The 19,934-nt window shown below is 65.0% G+C and carries 20 protein-coding genes; 13 read left to right on the top strand and 7 right to left on the bottom strand.

Translation table 11 applies throughout. From position 1 onward, the window contains the following. Window positions 1-91: 91 nt before the first annotated feature. The 3 genes from ASE52_RS03995 (at window position 92) to ASE52_RS04005 (ending at window position 4,863) form a co-directional block, all read left to right on the top strand. Entirely contained in the window at window positions 92-1,180 is a 1,089-nt protein-coding gene (locus tag ASE52_RS03995) for a DUF6817 domain-containing protein (protein ID WP_057223988.1), read from the top strand. Window positions 1,181-1,415: 235 nt separating this feature from the next. Beyond that, window positions 1,416-2,252 (top strand): MetQ/NlpA family ABC transporter substrate-binding protein, encoded by an 837-nt coding sequence (locus tag ASE52_RS04000; protein ID WP_057223990.1) that lies wholly within the window; start codon window positions 1,416-1,418, stop codon window positions 2,250-2,252. Between the two features lie 304 nt (window positions 2,253-2,556). Continuing rightward, entirely contained in the window at window positions 2,557-4,863 is a 2,307-nt protein-coding gene (locus tag ASE52_RS04005; RefSeq protein ID WP_057223993.1) for a bifunctional diguanylate cyclase/phosphodiesterase, read from the top strand. 166 nt (window positions 4,864-5,029) lie between these two features. Here the strand turns inward: ASE52_RS04005 and ASE52_RS04010 are convergent, their stop codons facing one another. Further along, complete coding sequence (locus ASE52_RS04010) at window positions 5,030-5,674, bottom strand: FMN-dependent NADH-azoreductase (RefSeq protein WP_010461496.1); 645 nt, start codon at window positions 5,672-5,674, stop codon at window positions 5,030-5,032. A 131-nt stretch (window positions 5,675-5,805) separates the two neighbouring features. Here ASE52_RS04010 and ASE52_RS04015 point away from each other — a divergent pair, with 131 nt between their 5' ends. Both ASE52_RS04015 and ASE52_RS04020 read left to right on the top strand, forming a co-directional pair. Next, window positions 5,806-6,753, top strand: a complete 948-nt coding sequence (locus tag ASE52_RS04015; RefSeq protein WP_010461497.1) for a LysR family transcriptional regulator — start codon at window positions 5,806-5,808, stop codon at window positions 6,751-6,753. Window positions 6,754-6,933: 180 nt separating this feature from the next. Beyond that, on the top strand, window positions 6,934-7,803 hold the full coding sequence (locus ASE52_RS04020; protein ID WP_029413807.1) for an HDOD domain-containing protein: 870 nt from the start codon (window positions 6,934-6,936) through the stop codon (window positions 7,801-7,803). Between the two features lie 52 nt (window positions 7,804-7,855). On the opposite strand, the gene ASE52_RS04025 is transcribed toward ASE52_RS04020, so the two are convergent. The 3 genes from ASE52_RS04025 to ASE52_RS04035 form a co-directional block, all read right to left on the bottom strand. After that, window positions 7,856-9,007, bottom strand: coding sequence for an ankyrin repeat domain-containing protein (locus ASE52_RS04025; RefSeq protein ID WP_057223995.1), 1,152 nt, complete (start codon window positions 9,005-9,007; stop codon window positions 7,856-7,858). Further along, window positions 9,004-9,546 carry a sigma-70 family RNA polymerase sigma factor gene (locus ASE52_RS04030; protein ID WP_057223996.1) on the bottom strand — a complete coding sequence of 181 codons (543 nt, stop codon included), beginning with the start codon at window positions 9,544-9,546 and terminating at the stop codon, window positions 9,004-9,006. The genes ASE52_RS04025 and ASE52_RS04030 overlap by 4 nt, the downstream gene beginning before the upstream one ends. 113 nt (window positions 9,547-9,659) lie before the next feature. After that, entirely contained in the window at window positions 9,660-10,574 is a 915-nt protein-coding gene (locus ASE52_RS04035) for a hypothetical protein (RefSeq protein ID WP_057223998.1), read from the bottom strand. A gap of 225 nt (window positions 10,575-10,799) precedes the next feature. Here ASE52_RS04035 and ASE52_RS04040 point away from each other — a divergent pair, with 225 nt between their 5' ends. The 8 genes from ASE52_RS04040 (at window position 10,800) to ASE52_RS04075 (ending at window position 17,795) form a co-directional block, all read left to right on the top strand. Then, a complete protein-coding gene (locus ASE52_RS04040; RefSeq protein WP_057225175.1) occupies window positions 10,800-11,528 on the top strand; it encodes an AAA family ATPase in 729 nt (242 codons plus the stop codon). A gap of 113 nt (window positions 11,529-11,641) precedes the next feature. Then, window positions 11,642-12,283, top strand: a complete 642-nt coding sequence (locus tag ASE52_RS04045; RefSeq protein ID WP_057224000.1) for a peroxiredoxin — start codon at window positions 11,642-11,644, stop codon at window positions 12,281-12,283. A 59-nt stretch (window positions 12,284-12,342) separates the two neighbouring features. Then, window positions 12,343-12,930, top strand: a complete 588-nt coding sequence (locus ASE52_RS04050) for an alpha/beta hydrolase (protein ID WP_057225177.1) — start codon at window positions 12,343-12,345, stop codon at window positions 12,928-12,930. Between the two features lie 231 nt (window positions 12,931-13,161). After that, window positions 13,162-14,166, top strand: a complete 1,005-nt coding sequence (locus tag ASE52_RS04055; protein ID WP_057225179.1) for a sulfate ABC transporter substrate-binding protein — start codon at window positions 13,162-13,164, stop codon at window positions 14,164-14,166. A gap of 31 nt (window positions 14,167-14,197) precedes the next feature. Beyond that, window positions 14,198-15,067, top strand: a complete 870-nt coding sequence (gene cysT, locus ASE52_RS04060; protein ID WP_057224002.1) for a sulfate ABC transporter permease subunit CysT — start codon at window positions 14,198-14,200, stop codon at window positions 15,065-15,067. Then, window positions 15,064-15,972 (top strand): sulfate ABC transporter permease subunit CysW, encoded by a 909-nt coding sequence (cysW, locus tag ASE52_RS04065; protein ID WP_057224004.1) that lies wholly within the window; start codon window positions 15,064-15,066, stop codon window positions 15,970-15,972. The genes cysT and cysW overlap by 4 nt, the downstream gene beginning before the upstream one ends. 12 nt (window positions 15,973-15,984) lie before the next feature. After that, window positions 15,985-17,109 (top strand): sulfate ABC transporter ATP-binding protein, encoded by a 1,125-nt coding sequence (locus tag ASE52_RS04070; protein WP_010461518.1) that lies wholly within the window; start codon window positions 15,985-15,987, stop codon window positions 17,107-17,109. Window positions 17,110-17,255: 146 nt separating this feature from the next. Beyond that, the gene (locus ASE52_RS04075) at window positions 17,256-17,795 is read left to right on the top strand and encodes a disulfide bond formation protein B (protein WP_192425346.1); all 540 of its coding nucleotides are present in this window, start codon (window positions 17,256-17,258) and stop codon (window positions 17,793-17,795) included. Window positions 17,796-17,895: 100 nt separating this feature from the next. On the opposite strand, the gene ASE52_RS04080 is transcribed toward ASE52_RS04075, so the two are convergent. The 3 genes from ASE52_RS04080 to ASE52_RS04090 all read right to left on the bottom strand — a co-directional run bounded on the left by ASE52_RS04080 (window position 17,896) and on the right by ASE52_RS04090 (window position 19,871). Further along, complete coding sequence (locus ASE52_RS04080; protein ID WP_035196858.1) at window positions 17,896-18,093, bottom strand: hypothetical protein; 198 nt, start codon at window positions 18,091-18,093, stop codon at window positions 17,896-17,898. A gap of 114 nt (window positions 18,094-18,207) precedes the next feature. Beyond that, window positions 18,208-18,873 carry a glutathione S-transferase gene (locus ASE52_RS04085; RefSeq protein WP_082606752.1) on the bottom strand — a complete coding sequence of 222 codons (666 nt, stop codon included), beginning with the start codon at window positions 18,871-18,873 and terminating at the stop codon, window positions 18,208-18,210. Then, window positions 18,870-19,871 carry a rhodanese-related sulfurtransferase gene (locus ASE52_RS04090; RefSeq protein WP_057224008.1) on the bottom strand — a complete coding sequence of 334 codons (1,002 nt, stop codon included), beginning with the start codon at window positions 19,869-19,871 and terminating at the stop codon, window positions 18,870-18,872. Before ASE52_RS04090 ends, ASE52_RS04085 begins: the two co-directional genes overlap by 4 nt. Window positions 19,872-19,934: the final 63 nt, after the last annotated feature.

Here is a 19,934-nt window from a genome sequence, read left to right on the forward strand (position 1 = left end):
TCGCGCCATGGCGAGTGGCACAGGTCCCGGCGATGCTGATACTGTGTGTACTTTGCATTTCACGCACCTTCGACCGCCGGAGACAAAAACCATGACCCTGCCGTTTCATTCCCTCGATGCTGACCTGTTCGCCCGTGCCCAGACCTTGCTGGACGAGGAGTGGCTGGCGCGTGACCCGGACCTGGCCCCCGTGTTGCCCACAGTGCTGGCGCGCAATGTGGGGCAGGACTGGCACAAGGCGGGCACCTTCCGCCACCATCTGGTGGGCGTGGCGCGCTCGCTCACCGTGTGGCAGCAGCCGCGCGATGTGCGCCTGCTGGGGCTGTTGCACAGCGTGTACGGCAATGCATTCGTGGATCTGGTGAAGTTCGACCCGGCCCAGGAGCGCGCCCGCGTGCGCGACCTGGTGGGTGAATCGGCCGAGCACCTGGTCTATGTGTTCTGCACCCAGTCGCGCACGCAGTTTGTGCAGAAGGTGCTGACCCATGCGCTGGAGGCCGATGGCAGCCTGGTGCTGCAAAAGGACGGCCAGGACCATGTGCTCACGCCGTACGAGGTAGCCACCTTCATCATCGTCAGCATGGCCGACACCATCGAGCAGTGGTTCAGCTGGCAGGACGACATCTTCTCGCGCTTCCCGGAGGTGCAGCACCGCCACCAGAAGGCCCACTGGGCGGCATCGCTCTGGCCCGGGCCCATGCGGCCATCGGGGCGCATGGTGCACCAGATCAACGGGCTGGCCAAGGCGCTGCAGCACCCGGGCCTGAAGGGCCTGTTGCCCGTGCCACCGGTGTTTGGCCATTGCACGCAGCACCTGTCGGCCGCCAACGAGGCGGCGGCCGCCTCGCTGTACTGGTCGGTGATCCAGCAAGACCAGCCGCTGGTGGACCTGGACGTGGCCACCGGTGTGCTGGAAAGCGCTGTGCGCCACAACCCCTGGGTGGGCGAGCCGCAGATGGTGCTGGCCCAGCTGTATCTGTCGGCCGGCCGCCAGGACGACGCCAAGGCCGCCGCCGAGAGCGCGTTGCACCTGTTCAGCGCCTGGGGCAACTCGTGGGACAAACGCGTGCAATGGGACGCCTGGGTGGCCTGGACGCGCATCCTGCTGCAGGGCGCGACTGTGGAGGGCACCTGGCCGGAGCGGCTGGACAAGCTCAACAACGTTGCGCTGCGCGGCTGACTTGGAACATCCCCCTGAGTGGCTGCGCCACTTCCCCCTTCTCTCGAATCGCTGCGCGATTCGGGAAGGGGGACGCAGCCCTCGCTGCGGGGCGGCCCTTGCTCGGCTGCCCTCGCCGGGCGCGCGCCAGTCTCATGAGGTGGGGGGTGAGGTGCACGGGTCTTGTCTTCTTATTCGAATGAGTTTTAATGAAATAAAAACTTATTCGTTCCTGTTTTATCGGGGAAACCCTAGGATGCGAGCCATCTCTTTACGAAAGGTTTTTCCTGTGAACAACAACAAGCGCCTCCTCCTGCAATCTGCCCTGGCTTTGGCTGCGGCCGCCGCTTTCTCTACCGGCGCGATCGCCCAGGACAAGCCCCTCAAGATCGGCGTGACGGGCGGCCCCCACGCGCAAATCTTCGAGCAGGTGAAGAAGGTTGCCGAGAAGGACGGCCTCAAGATCCAGGTCATCGAGTTCAGCGACTATGTGCAGCCCAACGCTGCGCTCGCCGCTGGCGACCTGGACGCCAACAGCTACCAGCACAAGCCCTACCTGGACGCGCAGATTGCCGATCGGGGCTACAAGTTTGCCGCAGTGGGCTACACCGTCAACTTCCCCATCGGCCTGTACTCCAAGAAGGTCAAGAAGCTCGAAGACCTGAAGGAAGGCGCCAAGTTCGGCATCCCGAACGACCCCACCAATGGCGGCCGCGTGCTGCTGGTGCTGCAGGACAAGGGCCTGATCAAGCTGCGTGACGGCGCTGGCCTCAAGGCCACGCCGCTGGACGTGGTGGGCAACCCCAAGAAGATCAAGTTCGTCGAGCTTGATGCCGCCCAATTGCCCCGTTCGCTGGACGACCTGGACGCTTCGGCCATCAACACCAACTTTGCGCTGTCGGCAGGCCTGAACCCTGGCAAGGATGCCATTGCCCAGGAAAACGCCAAGAGCCCCTACGTCAACCTGATCGCCGTGCGCGATGCCGACAAGGACAAGCCCTGGGTCGCCAAGCTGGTGAAGGCCTACCACTCGGAAGAGGTGAAGAAGTTCATCCAGACCGAGTTCAAGGGTTCGGTGCTGCCGGGCTTCTGACCGTCTTTCCGGTGGCGCGCAGGGGCGCGCACCGTGGTCCTTCGCCGGTATGCCCTGCTGGCTTCCCCGCACCCCAACCTTCTTCCGCGAGGGGAGAGGAGCTGAGAAGGCTGCTGGAGCTACAAAATATTCATTCAAATTGGCACCTGGCGCTTATTGGTTAAGCGCCAGGTGCTATTTTATTTGTAGCTATTGGCAGAGCCTAGTACCCCAGCAGTTCCGTGGGGAACTGGCGGGGCGTGGCCTGGGGCCACAATGAGGGTTAACGTTCGGTAACACACCCTCAGCCCTGCGACCCCTGCCCATGCCTCTCGCGGAACGAAACCTCACAGTGGCCTGGGCCGTCGCGGCGGCGCTGTTGTTCGCCGCATCGCTGTGGGTGCCGCACCAAAGCGTGCGGGTGTTTCTCGACAACGCGTCGTGGACGCTGGCCCTGTGCCTGTCGGCCTTCTGGGCCTGGCGCGGCCGCATGCAGGTGCCGCCGGTCGAGCGTTTGCTGCACACGGGTTTGTTCGTCGGCACCTTGCTCATGGCCACCGGGCAGATGGTGTGGAACCTGCAGGTGGCCCTGGACTGGAACCCGTTCCCTGCGCCGGCCGACCTGTTCTTTCTGGCCGTGGGCCCGGTGTGGGCGGCCACCGTGATCCGCGCCACGTTTGCGCGCCTGGCCAAGGACCGCACTTACCCGGCATCGCTCGATTTTGGGGGCGCCGTGCTGGCGCTGCTGGCCTTCACCCTGGTGATCTACCTCCCTACGGGTGAGATGCGTTCGCTGGCAGAGGGGGCGGTGCTGGTGCTGTACCCCGCCACGTTTCTGACCGCTGCGGGTGTCGGGGCTCTGGCCATTCCCACGGTCGGGGTGCGCATCACACGCTCGCATCTGTTGGTGCTGCTGGGCATGCTGGGCTACGGCCTGAGCTGGATGCAGTGGAATCTGATGGTGATCCACGGCACGGTGCAGCCCGGCCTCTGGTTCAACGCCAGTTTCAGCCTGTCGGCGCTGGCCTTTGGCTGGGGCGCGCGCTGGCTGCGTTTTGAGGTGTCGGCAGACCAGGACTACCGGCGCCAGTGCGATCAGCTCATGAACTACGTGCCGCTGGTGTCGATGACGCTGGCGGCCATCACGCTGGTGTTGCTGTTCATCGCTCCCGACGGACGTGTCGGCGTGCAGGCACTGATCCTGGGGTGCTGCCTGCTGGTGCTGCTGCTGGCGGCCCTGCGCCAGACCATCGTGGTGGGCCTGCTCAACCGCCTGCGCACGGCGGAGGCCGCGGTGCTGCGCAACGAAGAGCAGCTATACCAGGTGGCGCACTTTGATGCCCTCACGGGCCTGCCCAATCGCCGCTATTTTGAAGATGCGCTGGAGCGCGCCGTGGCCGATGCGTCGCGCTACGCGCACGCGCCCGACCGGCGTGTGGCGCTGCTGCTGATCGACCTGGACCACTTCAAGAGCGTCAACGAAACCTACGGCCACCGCGTGGGCGATGCGTTGCTGAGCGAGGTGGCACAGCGCATCACCCAGTTGCTGGCGGGGCAGGGGCTGGTGTCGCGGCTGGCCAATGACCAGTTCACCGTGATGCTGCTGCGGCCCGCGTCGCGCACGGTGCTGGCGCAGCGGGCAGCTTCGCTGGTCGAGGGGCTGTCGCGGCCCTGGGAGCTGTCGGAGGTGGGCGCGCAATACATGGGCGCCAGCATCGGCATCAGCCTGTTCCCGGACGACGCCAGCAACAGCGCCGAACTGGTGCGGCACGCGCATTCGGCACTGCATGCCACCAAAAGCGCCGGGCGCGGTTCGTACCGCTTCTACATTGAAGAGTTCACGCAGATCACGCGGGGCCGGCTGGAGCTGCGCCGCCGCCTGCACAGTGCGCTGCAGGGCGGTGAGTTCACGCTGGTGTACCAGCCGCAGCTCAACCAGCAGCGCCAGACCGTGGGCGCTGAGGCGCTGCTGCGCTGGTCGGTGGATGGCAAGGCGGTGTCGCCCGACGAATTCATCCCGCTGGCCGAAGAAAGCGGGCTCATCGTGCCGATTGGCCTGTGGGTGTTCGAGACCGCCTGCCGCCAGGTGGCGCAGTGGCGGGCCGAAGGCTGGCAGGTGCCGGTGGTGTCGGTCAACGTCTCCACCATCCAGCTGCGCGAGCCCGGGTTCACCCAGACCCTGCTGGGCGTGACGCAGCGGGCAGGGGTGAGCCCCGCCGTTCTGGTGCTGGAGATCACCGAGTCGCAGCTGCTGGACGAGTCGCTGTATGCCATTGCGCTCGACCTGAAGAACGCAGGGTTTGCGCTGTCGATCGACGACTTTGGCACCGGGCACTCGTCGCTCATCAAGCTCAAGCGGCTGCCCGTGGGCGAGCTGAAAATCGACAAGGTCTTTGTGCGCGACATCGTGGTGGACGTGAACGACCGCGAGATCTGCGCCACCATCAACGCGCTGGCCCGCACCCTGGGCCTGGAGGTGGTGGCAGAAGGGGTGGAAACCGAGGAACAGCTCCAGCTCCTGATCAAGATGGGCTGCGAGCGTTTTCAGGGCTGGCTTTTTGCCCCGGCCCTGGCGCCGGAGCAACTGGCCCGGCACTGGCTGCAGCGGCAGGTGCCGCTGGCGGTCCACTGAAAGCGCCGAAGCGCAGAAGCGCCGGAGATTCAAAAATGATAGCTACTTGCGCTTTATTTATAAGCGCCAGAGGCCATTTTTATTGGTGAAAATGAAAAAACCCGGTGCAGGGCCGGGTTCTGGGGGGGCGCCGCAGGGCTGGCGCCCTGTGGCGGTGGGGCTGTGACTACGCAGCCTGCGACACGCGGGCCTGGTTGGCGGCCACGCTGGTGTTGCTGGTGATCGCCTGCTCGGCCAAAGCCAGGGCGGCGGCCTTGGCGTCCGGGCCCATGCCCACCCCTTCGGCGCGCACAAAACGCACGTCGGTGATGCCGAAGAAACCAAACACCACCTTCAGATAGCTCTCCTGGTGTTCCATGGCCTGGCCGCCTTCGCTGGTCGAATACACGCCGCCACGGCTGGACGCCACGATCACGGTCTTGCCACCGGCCAGGCCCACGGGGCCCTTGTCGGTGTACTTGAAGGTGCGGCCGGTTTGGGCGATGCGGTCGATCCAGGCCTTGAGCTGGCTGGGCACCGAGAAGTTGTACAGCGGCGCGCCAATCACGATCACGTCGGCCGCCAGGAACTGGCTCACCAGCGCCTCAGACAACGCGTTTTCACGGCGCTCCACATCCGTGGCAGCGGCCTGGCCCGTGCGGAAGCCGAGCGATTCCACCGACAGGTGGGAGGGGGCCTGCGTGGCCAGGTCCAGGTAGTCCACTGTGGTGCCGGGGTGGGCGGCTTGCCAGGCGGCCACGGTGCGGGCGGTCAGTTGGCGGGACACGGATTGTTCGCCGGTGATGGCAGAGTCGATGTGAAGCAGTTGCATGGAAAACTCCTGGGAGGTCTGTGGGTGGAGCCACAGCGTGTGGCCATGGGATGAATTGTGGTTGTTCGTTCTTCTGTTGATAAGGTGGGGAACTTGCGATAGATTGTTCTATCCATAGGACGATGACTGCGATGCAAGATCTCAACGACATGCTGTATTTCGCCGAAGTGGTGGAGCGGGGCGGTTTTGCCGCTGCGGGCCGAGCCCTAGGCATTCCCAAGTCGCGCCTGTCCCGGCGTGTGTCGGACCTGGAGACACAACTGGGCGTGCGCCTGCTGCAGCGCACCACCCGCAAGCTCTCGTTGACCGAGGTGGGCGAGGCGTACTTGCGCCACTGTCAGGCCATGCGCGAATCGGCCCAGGCCGCCGCCGACACGGTGGCCCAGGTGCAGACCACCCCACGCGGCACCATCCGCGTGAGCTGTCCCGTGACGCTGGCGCAGACCGTGCTGGCCGAGCTGATGCCGCAGTTTCTGGCCAACTACCCGGAGGTGCGCATCGACATGCTGGTGAGCAACCGCGCGGTGAACCTGGTGGAAGAGGGTATTGATGTGGCGCTGCGCGTGCGCCCGTCGGTGGACGACAGCGGCAGCATGGTCGTCAAGCGCCTGGACCACACCACGCAGATCCTGGTGGCCAGCCCCGAGCTGCTGATCCGCCAGGGCACCCCCAAGACGCTGGACGATCTTGCCAAGCTCGACAGCATTGCCATGTCCGCGCCCGAGGGCCGGTCCATCTGGAACCTCATCGGTCCTGGCGGCGTGCACCAGATGGTGCAGCACACCCCGCGTTATGTGGCCGATGACCTGCTCACGCTCAAGTACGCCGCTGTGGCGGGCACGGGGGTGTGCTGGATGCCCGACTACATGTGCCAGGAAGAAATGCGCGAGCGCAAGCTGGTGCGTGTGCTGCCCGACTGGGCGCCCGCACCCGCCATCGTGCACGCGGTGTTTCCGTCGCGCCGGGGGCTGTCGCCTGCGGTGCGGCGTTTTCTGGACTACCTGGGCGAGGCCATGCCCGGGCGCAGCAGCCTGAGCACCCGCCAGGCCTTGCAGGGGGTGGACGGGGCGGATATCTGAGGCTGGGCGAAAGCGCGCCCCGACCGGACTGGCGTCCGCGCCAAATCCGCAGACTGCGACAAAGACCGTATGCCGCCACGGGCTGCGTTGGCACACCGCTTTTTGGCGCCACAATGCAACGAATTGCAACTGTGCGGGCAGCTCCTGTGTTTACCGCACTGGGGCCGTCCGGGATTCCTTGTGACCGCTCCACACCCCATCGATCAAGATATCCGGCAAGCCCGCGTGCACCCTGCGGTGCGGGCCATCGTGGTGCCGCCATGCCCCGAGTCGCTGCTGCGCCTGCAGCAGATCATGGCCGCGCCCGAGCTGGACTCTGCCGCCCTGGATCAACTGGCGTCCTCGGACGTGGCCCTGGCCGCTGCCGTGATGCGGCTGGCCAACAGCCCGCTGTATGGCCTGGCCCAGCCGGTGCAGACCGTGGGCATGGCGCTCACGGTGCTGGGGCTCCAGCCTGCGGTGGAGCTGCTGTCGGCCTTCATCACGCGCAATGCCCTGCAGGTGCGGTCCCCGCTGCTGGAGCATTTCTGGGAAAGCTCGCAGCGCCGCGCCATTGCGTGCGAGCACATCGGCCACCAGCTCTACAGCTTTGACCCGGGCCTGGGCTACAGCTTCGGGCTGTTCTGCCATGTGGGCATGCCTGTGCTGGTGAAGGCCGTGCGGGGCTATGCCAGCACCGTGACCGAGGCCCTGGCCCGCAAGGACCGCACCTTCACCCAGACCGAAAACGCCAGCCACCGCACCGACCACGCCGTGATGGGCGCCATCGTGGCCCGCACCTGGCACCTGCCGGGGGATGTGGCGCAGGCCATCTGGCTGCACCACGACTTTGCGTGCCTGGGCGATGAGCGCTTCAACCCCACGGTGCGGCACCTTGTGGCGCTGGGCCTGCTGGCCGAGTACCTGGTGAACCACCACGACAACCTGGCCCCCACGCGCGAATGGCTGCAACACGGCCAGGCCTGCATGCAGCATCTGCACGTGACGCAGGATGAGCTGGACCACTGGATCGACGCACTGCACCCGGCCTTTGAGGCCGTGCGGTTCTGAGAACGTAGACACGTTCTGACACTGGACATCGCCTGAGCTGGCGGCTTCGCGACTAGCGTTGTTCAGCGTCGATCAGGTCCGCAATGCGCGTATGTCCCCGTTGCCGGGCTTGCTGCGCCGCGTTCAGTCCTTCACGGTCCACCAGGGTTCGGTTGGCGCCCAGCGCCAGGAGTTTCTGGACGGCGGTGGTCTGGCCGTGGGTGGCCGCAAGCATCAGTGCCGTCCTGCCACCACTGTCGCGGGCGTCGATGGGCGCGCCCTGGCGAACGAGGCTTTCCACCTGGAGGGGGTCGCCTGTACGGGCGGCTTCCCACAAGTGCTGCAACAACAAGACGCTGGAACCCACATCGGCGCTGGGTGTGGTGGCCGCGAGTTTGCCGCTCGCAGCGTTGCCCCCTTGTGGGCTGCGGGCCGCAGCAGCGGCGGCAGGTGCCGCAGCGGATGGCATGGCCTGGGGCTGTGGCACCACTTCCCTCGAAGCGGCACCATCTTGCACCGCGGAGCGCTCGCGCATTTCAGCGCGGGGGGCTGGCGCAGCGGAGGGCGCGGGTGGCGGTGCGGGACGGGGCGTCATGGCCTTTTCGGCGGTAATGGGCGGCGATGCGGGAAAGCCTGAAACGGCCCCGGCTGCGCTGCGGCCCGATGAGGACTCGGCTTCGGGGGCTGCGGTTGCCGGTGCTGGTGAAGGTCCCGGTGCAGTCTTGGCCAGCGGCCTGGCATGGCCTGGCGCCACAGGTTTTTGCGCTGTGGACATGGCCGGTGGGATCGCCGTGTCGCGGGCACGGTCTGGCAAAGCTGCAGCGGCCGATGGCGCCGCGGCTGCCGCCGAGCTTGTTTCTGCGGCCGGGGTGGTGGACGGTGCTGGCGTGGGGGCCGGTAACGCGGCAGGGGCTGGCGCCTCGGCCCGGCGGCGGCCGTAGGCGATTTCTTGTTCTTCGGGCGTCCCGCGCTCGAATTGCAACATCAGCAAGCCGGCCAGCCCCACCACGGCCACGGTGGCCAGGGCAGAGATCTGCCAGCGTGACTGGTTGGCAGCAGTACGGCTTGGGGCGGCTGCCGTGGGCGATGGGGCCATGGCAGCTGCTGCCGCCAGCATCTGCGCATGCGCTCGCACCGCCTCGCGCACCTGCGCGCCGGGGCGGGCATCTTCCTGTGCGCTGGCTTCGCGGTATCGCCGGACCAGGTCGTCGTCTGGCGCGCTCATGATGCAAACTCCTCGAGATGCTGGCGAAGGCTGGCCCGCGCATAACGCAGGCGGCTCTTGGCGGTTTCAAAATTCACACCGGTAGCCTGTGCAATCTCCTGCACGCTGAGGTCACCTTCGGCCTGCAGCAGAAAGGCCTCCCGCTGCTCAAGGGGCAGTTGTTCCACGGCGGCGATCAGTGCCGCCGCCTGCTCGCGGGACTGCAATTGCCGCACCGGCCCGAAGCCGGAGTCGGCCACCAGCGTGTCGGCCAGGCTGCGCGCGTCCTCGTCGCTCGCGTCCAGGCTGGTGTGGTGTTTGGCGGTGCGCAGATGGTCCACCAGCCGGTTGTGCGCCAGCGTGAACAGCCAGGTGCGAAATTTCGCCTTGACCTCGTAGCTGCTGGCGTGGCGCGCCACGGAAAACCAGACATCCTGCAGCAGGTCGTCGGCCACGGCCTGGACCTTGACGCTGCGAAACACAAACCGCCATACCGCCAGTTCGTGCCGGCCGTACAGCGTGTCGAATGCGCCCATATCGCCCCCGGCATAACGCAGCATGAGCGTCTCGTCGGGTTCGTCCGTGTGGGCGGGGGAAGGGGCTGTTGGCACCGGCGCATTATGCGAGGCCCTCATGCACCGGCGGGCCTCTGCAGAGCAGAAGCCCTCAAGGCCTACCTCGGGTCGGGAACATACGACGGGTTGTCCGACTGCGGAAATGCGCGGGGCACATGCGGCCGCGCCAATGGCTCGCGGATCACGCCGCTGGCGACCAGGTTTTCGCGGCTGTCATACCGGATGCTGATCACCTCGTTGGGCTGGTCCTGCAGGCGCGTGAAGGTGGTGTGCGAGACGACCGAGGTCTCGCGCTGGCCGTGGGCCGTACCCAGCTTCGCAGACGGCATGGGCGCCGCCCTGGCCACACTGTCCGCAGCCATCGACCGTGCGGAGGATTCGGCTTCCGAGGAAGGGGCGGGTGCTGCAGCGGCGGGCGCTGCCGATGGCAAGGGCTGGTGGGGGGCAGGCTCCTCGCGCAAGCGCCCCAGGCTATTGCCGTTTCCACCGCTGTTTTCACGGCGCTGGCTCTGGCTGTAGGGCTCGGGGGTGACGGCGGGCGAAGGCACCGGCGGCTGTTCGCGGAACAGCGCCACGCCGATCACGCCCACGTGGGCCGGGCGGCCTGTGCGGCTGGCGTAGGAGTTGGCAATGCTGGAGAACTCGAAGGCAGCGACCTGGCTGTCGCTCTTGCGCCAGCCGGTGATCTGGTAGCGCTCGTAGGGCGAGAACACATAACCACGCTGGTCCCAGGCGGCGGTTTCACCGCTGAGCACATTGACGCCATCCACCGAAGGCACGGCCAGCACCCGTTCTCCCGAGCGGTTGCGCACCGTGATGGCGTAGCGCGCGCCGGGGCACCCAGCCACCCAGTATTCGCCCTTGGCGTAATGCACCGGCAGGGTGGCCCCGGTATCGCGGTCCACGATGGTGACATCGGCCAGGCGGCCAATGGCCTGGGCAGGCAGGCTGGCCAGTGCTAGCAAGGCGGCCAATGCAGTGACTGCGGGAAGGGTAAATGAACCGGGTTTCATGGCAGCTCCATCAAAGTGTTGTTGGTGCTGAGTGAAACGAACGGGGCGGGTGAATGGGGTTGAAGCGCAGCAAAAATAATGGAAATATTTTTGGAGATATCTAGAGACCCATTTCTGCAACGGGTTGCAGGGCCGACTCGGCCTGCCGGGACCGCCGGATAGAGCGCCGCTTGCGGCGCTTTAGCAGTCTGCCGATTGGCCATGCTGCCCGTTAGCATGGCGCACATGCTGTCTGCCAAACCCTACCTTCAGAGCGCTTGCATCCGTCCGGATGCGGAGATCGACTACGACACCTACCCGTACAACATCCCTGCCATCCGCGAGTTGGGCCGGCTGGAGTTTCACCCGGACGTGACGTTCTTCGTGGGCGAGAACGGATCTGGAAAGTCCACACTGTTGGAAGGCATTGCCCTGGCCCTTGGCTACAGCCCCGCGGGTGGCACCCGTAATTTCCAATTGGCTACGGCAGGGTCGGAATCGTCCCTGCACGAGGTGCTGCGGCTGGCGCGCAGCTACCGCTCGCCGCGCGATGGCTACTTTCTGCGGGCCGAGAGCTTCTTCAACGTGGCGACCTACATGGACGAGGTGGGCTACCTGGACTCCTATGGCGGCAAATCGCTCCATGCCCGCTCGCATGGCGAAGCGTTCATGGCCCTGCTCACGCACAAATTCCAGGGCAAGGGCCTGTACCTGCTGGACGAACCCGAATCCGCGCTGTCCCCCAATCGGCAGCTGGCTGCGCTGGCGGCCATTCACCAGTTGGTCGAGGACAAGTCGCAGTTCATCATCGCCACGCACTCGCCCATTCTGCTGTCTTACCCGAACGCCAAGATCATCCAGTTCGACGGTGGCGGATTGTCCGAAGTGGCGTTCGAGGACACCGAGCACTATGTCGTGACGCACGATTTCCTCAACAACTACCCGGAGCGGCTGAAACGCCTCTTGGAAGGGTGATGGATCGTCTTGTTTTATAGACGTTTTGGCGATTAAGTAAGAGCAATATATTCGTTTGGGTTTTAAAGGCCGGATCGCAGAATGCCCCCTCAGACATTGAAGGAGCGTTTTACATGGCCACTTTGCGACTCGGCGACACCGCCCCCGACTTCACCCAGGAATCCACTGCCGGCACCATCCGTTTTCACGAATGGGCCGGTGACTCGTGGGTCGTGCTGTTCTCGCATCCCGCCGATTTCACGCCCGTCTGCACCACCGAACTGGGCAAAACCGCAGCGTTGTCGGGTGAGTTCGCCAAGCGCAACGTCAAGCCTATCGCCGTGAGCGTGGACCCCGTCGATTCGCACAACCGTTGGGTGGGCGACATCAACGAGACGCAGAACACCACCGTCAACTTCCCCATCCTGGCTGATGCGGACAAGCAGGTGGCCGACCTCTACGACATGATCCACCCCAACGCATCGACCACGGTCACGGTGCGCAGCGTGTTCATCATCGACCCGAAGAAGGTCATCCGCACCACCTTCACCTACCCCGCCAGCACGGGCCGCAATTTCGACGAAATCCTGCGCGTGATCGACTCGCTGCAACTGACCGACAGCCACAAGGTGGCCACGCCCGCCAATTGGAGGGACGGCGACGACGTGATCATCGTGCCCAGCCTGCAGGACCCGGCCGAGATCGCGCAGCGCTTCCCCAAGGGCTTCAAGGCCGTGCGCCCCTACCTGCGCATCACGCCCCAGCCCAACAAGTAAGAAGACAAAAGCACAACAACAGGGCGGGGCTGCGGCGCAAGGTCGTGGCCGGCCCTCTGATTTCTGTGACCACCACCTCCATCATCATCGTTCCCGGCTGGCGTGACTCGGGCCCCGGCCACTGGCAAAGCCTGTGGGCTGAGCGCCTGCCGCACGCCCGCCGCGTGGTGCAGGACGACTGGGTCACCCCCACCCGCTCGGCCTGGGTGGGCCAGCTTGAAAAAACCGTGCTCGCTGCGCCCCACCCGGTGGTGATCGTGGCGCACAGCCTGGGCTGCATTGCCACCAGTCACATCGGCCCCGAGGCGGCGGCCCGCGTATGTGGTGCGCTGCTGGTGGCCCCGGCCGACCCCGAGCGCCGGGCCATCCTGAGCGACTTTGCGCCCGTGCCCTACGCCGCGCTGCCCTACCGCAGCATCGTGGTGGCCAGCAGCAACGACCCTTTTTGCCCCATCCGGCTGGCGGGTGCCTATGCCCGGGCCTGGGGCAGCGAGTTCGTGCGCATGCAAAACGCCGGGCACATCAACATCGACTCGGGCCATGGCGAATGGCCCCTGGGCTGGGCATTGCTGCAATCGCTGGAAGGCGACCACGCCGTGCCGCAGCAGCCTGCCGCCCCAACACACGTATCGTCTGCAGCGGCCTGATTGCTATAATTTTAATAGCTATTGGCGCTTGATATTAAAGCGCTAGCGGCTTGTTTTGCTTGGAGCGCCGCGTACGGGGTGGCTACCCGGGCAGGCATGCAATCGACCCGCGGCGGTCGATGAAAAATCCATATGCCAATATACGATTAATTAACAAGAATATATTCTTTTGAGTTTTAAGGACGCCTCCGCACAATGCGTCATCTCCAGTATTTTTTGGGCGACTTCACCATGACTTCTTTGAAACTCAAGACCCTCCTGGCCTCTCTGGCCCTGGCCGCGAGCGGCCTGGCTGCCGCTCAAAATTCGCTGCTCAACGTATCGTATGACGTGGCCCGCGAGTTCTACAAGGACTACAACGTGGCCTTCGCTGCGCACTACAAGAAGACCACCGGCCAGGACGTGAAGATCGACCAGTCGCACGCCGGCTCCAGCGCCCAGGCCCGTGCCGTGAACGACGGTTTGGCTGCTGACGTGGTCACCATGAACACCACCACCGACGTACAGTTTCTGGCGGACAACGGCGTGGTTGCCAAGGACTGGGCCAAGAAGTTCCCGCACGACGCATCGCCTACCACCTCGACCATGCTGTTCCTGGTGCGCAACGGCAACCCCAAGAACATCAAAGACTGGGACGACCTGATCAAGCCCGGCGTGCAGGTGATCGTGGTCAACCCCAAGACCGGCGGCAACGGCCGCTATGCCTACCTGGCCGCCTGGGGCGCCGTGCGCGAAAAGGGCGGCACCGAGGCGCAGGCCGCCGAGTTTGTCGGCAAGCTGTACAAGAACGTGCCTATCCTGGCCAAGGGCGGCCGCGATGCCACGGCCACCTTCCTGCAGCGCAACCAGGGCGATGTGCTGATCACGTTCGAATCCGAGGTGGTCTCCATCGACCGCGAGTTCGGCTCGGGCAAGGTCGATGCCATCTACCCCTCGGTGAGCGTGGTGGCTGAAAACCCCGTGGCCGTGGTGGAACGCACCGTGGCCAAGAAGGGCACGGCCCAGCTGGCCAAGGCCTACCTGGACTACCTGTACTCGGAAGAAGCGCAAGAGATCGCGGCCAAGCACGCCATCCGCCCCCGTTCGGAGACCGTGCTCAAGAAGTACGCCGACACCTTCAAGCCGCTCAAGCAGTTCACGGTGGCCAAGTACTTCGGCTCGCTGACCGAAGCGCAGAAGGTGCACTTCAATGATGGCGGCCAGTTCGACAAGCTCTACACGCCCGGCGCCAAGTAAGCCAGCGCGTTTCGTTTCTACTTTCTCATTTATGACCACCGCGACTGCAGTGGCCGCAGCCCCGGCCGGACGGCGCGCGCCCAAACGCGTGCTGCCCGGCTTTGGACTGACCCTGGGCTACACGCTTTTCTATCTGAGCATCATCGTGCTGATCCCGCTGTCGGCACTGATCTTCAAGACCTTCACACTCACGTGGGACCAGTTCTGGGCGGCCATCAGCGCGCCGCGTGTGATGGCGTCGTACCGGCTGACCTTTGGCGCATCGTTTCTCGCGGCGCTGGTCAATCTGGTTTTTGGCCTGCTGATCGCGTGGGTGCTGGTGCGCTACAAGTTCCCGGCCAAGAAGATCGTGGATGCACTGGTGGACCTGCCGTTTGCGCTGCCCACCGCCGTGGCAGGTATCTCGCTCACGGCCCTGCTGGCAGGTAACGGCTGGGTGGGCAGCATTCTGGAGCCCATGGGCATCCAGCTCGCGTTCAAGCCTGCGGGCATTGTGATTGCGCTCATCTTCATCGGCTTGCCATTTGTGGTGCGTACCGTGCAGCCCGTGCTGGAAGACGCCGAAAAGGAGCTGGAAGAAGCCGCCACCTGCCTGGGCGCCACGCGCCTGCAGACTTTCACCAAGGTCATCCTGCCCTCCATCACGCCTGCGCTGCTCACCGGCTTTGCCATGGCGTTTGCGCGGGCGGTGGGGGAATACGGCTCGGTGATCTTCATCGCGGGCAACATGCCCATGGTGTCGGAGATCACGCCGCTCATCATCATCGGCAAGCTGGAGCAGTATGACTACGCCGGCGCCACCGCCGTGGCTGTGGTGATGCTGGTCATCTCCTTCATCCTGCTGCTCATCATCAACGCGCTGCAAGCCTGGCAGCGCCGCCACGCGGGGGCTCCAGCATGAGCGGCAACAACTCCCGAACAATTCGCCGCGCCCAGGCGGGCACGACCGAAGCGCCCTGGGTCCGCTACACGCTGATCGCCATCGCCTTGGCTTTCATGCTGCTGTTCCTGGTGTTGCCACTGGCCGCCGTGTTTGCAGAGGCGCTGCGCAAAGGCTTTGGCGCGTACCTGGAAGGCCTGCGCGAGCCCGATGCCTGGTCGGCCATCAAGCTCACGCTGATCACCGCGCTGATTGCCGTGCCGCTGAACCTCGTGTTCGGCGTGGCAGCCGCCTGGTGCATTGCCAAGTACGAGTTCAAGGGCAAGGCGTTCCTGACGACGCTCGTGGACCTGCCGTTTTCGGTATCGCCCGTGGTGGCGGGCCTGATCTACGTGCTGATGTTCGGCGCGCAGGGCTGGTTCGGCCCGTGGCTGCAGGCGCACGACATCAAGATCATCTTTGCCGTGCCGGGCATCGTGCTGGCCACGGTCTTTGTGACCTTCCCGTTCATCGCGCGCGAGCTAATCCCGCTGATGCAGGCGCAGGGCAACGACGAGGAGCAGGCCGCCATCGTGCTGGGCGCCACCGGCTGGCAGACCTTCTGGTACGTGACCCTGCCCAACATCAAGTGGGGCCTGCTGTACGGCGTGATCCTGTGCAATGCGCGGGCCATGGGCGAGTTTGGCGCGGTATCCGTGGTGTCGGGCCACATCCGTGGGCAGACCAACACCATCCCGCTGCACGTCGAGATTCTCTACAACGAATACCAGTCGGTGGCTGCGTTTGCGGCGGCTTCGCTGCTGGCGCTGCTGGCGCTCGTCACCCTGGTGATCAAGACCATTGCAGAGCACCGCAACGAGCAGGCGCTGAAGGCGGCTGCCGAATTGCCCCCCGAGCGGCCCGCGCCTTTGCCAACCGCCCGCTGAAGGAAGAAGACCATGAGCATTGAAATCCGTAACGTCAGCAAGCAATTCGGCGACTTCCAGGCGCTGCGCGATGTGAGCCTCGATATCGCGTCGGGCGAACTCATCGCGCTGCTGGGCCCCTCGGGCTGCGGCAAGACCACGCTGCTGCGCATCATCGCGGGCCTGGAGACGGCCGATGTGGGCACCATCCATTTCAGCGGCGAAGACACCACCGATGTGCACGTGCGCGAGCGCAACGTGGGCTTCGTGTTCCAGCACTACGCGCTGTTTCGCCACATGACGGTGTTCGAGAACGTGGCCTTCGGCCTGCGCGTCAAGCCTCGCAGCGAGCGCCCGAGCGACGCGCAGATCAAGCAGAAGGTGACCGACCTGCTCAAGCTCGTGCAGCTCGACTGGCTGGCCGACCGCTACCCCTCGCAGCTGTCCGGCGGGCAGCGCCAACGTATCGCCCTGGCCCGCGCACTGGCGGTGGAGCCCAAGGTGCTGCTGCTGGATGAGCCGTTTGGCGCGCTGGACGCCAAGGTGCGCAAGGAACTGCGCCGCTGGCTGCGCCGCCTGCACGACGAACTGCACGTCACCTCAATTTTTGTGACCCATGACCAGGAAGAAGCGCTGGAAGTGGCCGACCGGGTGGTGGTCATCAACCAGGGCCGCATCGAGCAAAGTGGCTCGCCCCAGCAGGTGTGGGACCAGCCCGCCAGCCCGTTCGTCTACGGCTTTCTGGGCGACGTGAACCTGTTCCATGGCCGCGCGCATGAGGGGCTGGTGCACCTCGACGGCATGCAGATCGACTCGCCCGAACATAGCCAGGCGCAGAACGCCAAGGCCTTTGCCTACGTGCGGCCGCACGACCTGGATGTGGAGCGCTATTCGCCCGGCGCCGGACTCGACGCCCAAGGTCGCCCGCGCGGCATCGTGGCCCAACTGAGCCGCGCCATTGTGGTGGGCCCGATTGCGCGGCTGGAACTTATTCCCTCCGACGATCACAAACCAGCGGACAATGCGTCCCCAGACCACTTGATCGAAGCGCAGATCCCTGCGCAGCAGTTCAAGGAAATGGGTTTCAAGGAGGGTGAAACGCTGGTGGTGACACCGCGCCGCGCCCGAGTGTTCTTGGATCACGCCGCTGGAATCTGACTCCCCCTGAGCCGCTGCGCGTCTTCCCCCTGAGGGGGCGCACCCGGTGGACTGGCGGAGCCAGATCCACGGGTGCACTGGCATGGGCCGCGCCCGTTTCGGAGGCGGCACCGTTTGCAATGGCTATTGGATGAGGGATAAGAATGATGGTGTTGAACTGGATCGATCAGGCCCCGCGCCGCGTGCTGGCACTGATCAGCGTGGCTTGTGTGGCGATGCTGGCTTTTGGCATGTACCTGCAGCATGTGGTGGGCCTGGAGCCTTGTCCCATGTGCATCGTGCAGCGCTATGCTCTCATTGGGATAGCAATCTTTACTGGTCTGGCAAGCGTCAGGGGCCAAAAAGGCTGGTGGATGACCTGGGCGGTGTTGGCGGTGATCGCGGCCGGGTTCGGCGCCTTTGTAGCGGCCCGCCAGAGCTGGCTGCAGTGGTATCCCCCCGAAATCGCCACCTGCGGCCGTGACTTCTACGGAATGATCGAAAACTACCCCATCAGCCGCGCCATTCCGATGATCTTCCGGGGCTCGGGCGATTGCACAGCGATTGACTGGACGTTCCTCGGTGGCTCGATTGCCAACTGGTCCTTTATCTGTTTTGTGGGTTTTGGCCTGGTGCTGTTGGTGCTGCTGGTGCGTGCCTTGAAGAATGGTGGGAGCCGGGGGGGCTCGGGTTATTCAATGGCGTGATGCCCCTGGCTCGCCATGGACTAAAAAAGGCGCTCGTTGGAGCGCCTTTTTCATTTGCTGAACCAAGGTGTCGGGCGGTGCGGCCTGACGTCCCGGTGCCTCATTTCAATGGCTTTTCTTCCGTGGGCACGGGTGCAGCCTCGTCGGGCACCTTGGGGATGTCAGAGGCATGGTGCTCCATGGGAGTCTTCTTCCCCGGCTGAGGTGTCTTGTCAGCGCCCGGGGCGATCTCCTCGTTGTTGTGCTGCTTCGCTTGCTGAACCTTCTTGTCGTGCGCAATGTTGCGGGGATCGGTCATCTCGTACTTTCAGTGGTGGATACCCATCCTTGTCCGAGAACACAGTGGCACGGGTAGGACAACGGGACGTTGCAGTGCAAGGGGCGCGTTTGCACATCGGGTGTCCCTGTCTGGTTATCTACCATCCTCCAGGAATGGGAAAGGCACCCCCTTCGTTCCATCCACCCATCCCGGCAGCTTGTGCATCACGCTCTCGAACAGGCCGTTCACCTGCCACTGCGCCAGCCAGGTCTGAAGGTGTGGCCAGGGTTGGGCATCCCACCATGCGGCGTCAATGCCCGCAAACTGCCGAACGAAGGGGGCAATGGCCATGTCCGCCAGGGCGGCGTGGTCGCCAAACAGGAAGGGGCGTTGGGCAAGCCGTGTATCCAGGCCGTGCAGCCATTCCACGGCCTGTGTGCGGGCCAGGGCGGTGTCGGCCTCGGGGTAGCGGCTGGGGTATTTGCAGCGGTCCAGTGCTTGCTTGAAGGGGCCGTCGCATTCAGCCACCAATGCCAGCATGTCTTCCACGTCGCCGTGGCTCGGGGCCAGCCAGCCGGCAGGGTCGTTTCGGGCCAATGCCCATTGCATGATGTCCAGGCTCTGCTCCAGCACCTTGCCGTCGGGCAGCACCAGCACAGGCACCGTCGCCTTGGGCGACGCCTGCAGCAAACCTTGTGGCTTGTTCCTCAGCACCACCTCGCGCAACTCGCACACTTGGCCACTCACGGCCAGCGCCAGCCGGGCGCGCATGGCATACGGGCAGCGGCGAAAGGAATAAAGGACGGGCAGGGCGCTCACGCGGATTCGTCCTCGTGATCACTCTCGTCGTCTCTGAAGCTGGATCGCGCCGGGTTGCCCGGTTGCCGCGCGCCGATGTGCGCCTGTCCGCGTTGGTTTGCCAGGTCCATCTGGCGTTGCCGCTCTGCCAGCGCGCGTTCCTGCTCGGGTGTGCGCGTGCCGTGGCAGTAGGGGCAGCTCACGCCGCGCACGTAATGTGGCGAGTGCAATTCGGCCTCGCCCAGTGGCATGCGGCACGAGCGGCAAAGCTGGTGGTGGCCGGGTGCCAGGCCGTGGCCTACCGACACACGTTCGTCAAACACAAAACAGTCGCCATGCCAGCGGCTGGCCTCTTCGGGCACCGTTTCGAGGTACTTGAGAATGCCGCCTTCGAGGTGAAAGACCTCCTCGAACCCCTGCGATTTGAGCAGGGCGGTGGACTTCTCGCAGCGGATGCCGCCCGTGCAGAACATGGCCACGCGGGGTTTCCCAGCCAGCACGCCGCCAGGCTGCGATTGCGCGGCCACCCACGCCGGAAACTCCGCAAAACTCTTCGTGTGCGGGTTGATGGCGCGCTCAAAACTGCCGATGCCCACCTCGTAGTCGTTGCGCGTGTCCACGACCACCACACCGGGGTCGTCGATGAGCGCGTTCCAGTCCTCGGGCTTCACATAGGTGCCAGCGTTGCGGGCGGGGTTCAGGCCGGGTACCCCCAGGGTCACGATCTCGCGCTTGAGCCGCACGCGCATGCGGTAGAACGGCTGGCGCTCGGTAGGCGCCTCTTTGTGCTGCAGGTTGGCAAAGCGCGGGTCGTTGCGCAGCCAGGCCAGTACGGCCAGCACATCCGCTGGCTCGCCCGCGATGGTGCCGTTGATGCCCTCGGGCGCCAGCAACAGCATGCCGCGCACGCCGCGCTCGTCGCACAGGGCCTGCAGCGGCGCACGCAATGCGGCGCAGTCGGGCAGATCGGCAAACTGGTAGAGGGCGACGGTGAGAAAGCGGGGTGTGACCGAGTGCACGAATGGGGTGCCTGAAGCAGCGACTTGTGGAGGGAAGGGGGTGATGATAGCGGTCACCTTTCG

Source organism: Acidovorax sp. Root275, from assembly GCF_001428965.1.
Classification (GTDB): domain Bacteria; phylum Pseudomonadota; class Gammaproteobacteria; order Burkholderiales; family Burkholderiaceae_C; genus Acidovorax; species Acidovorax radicis.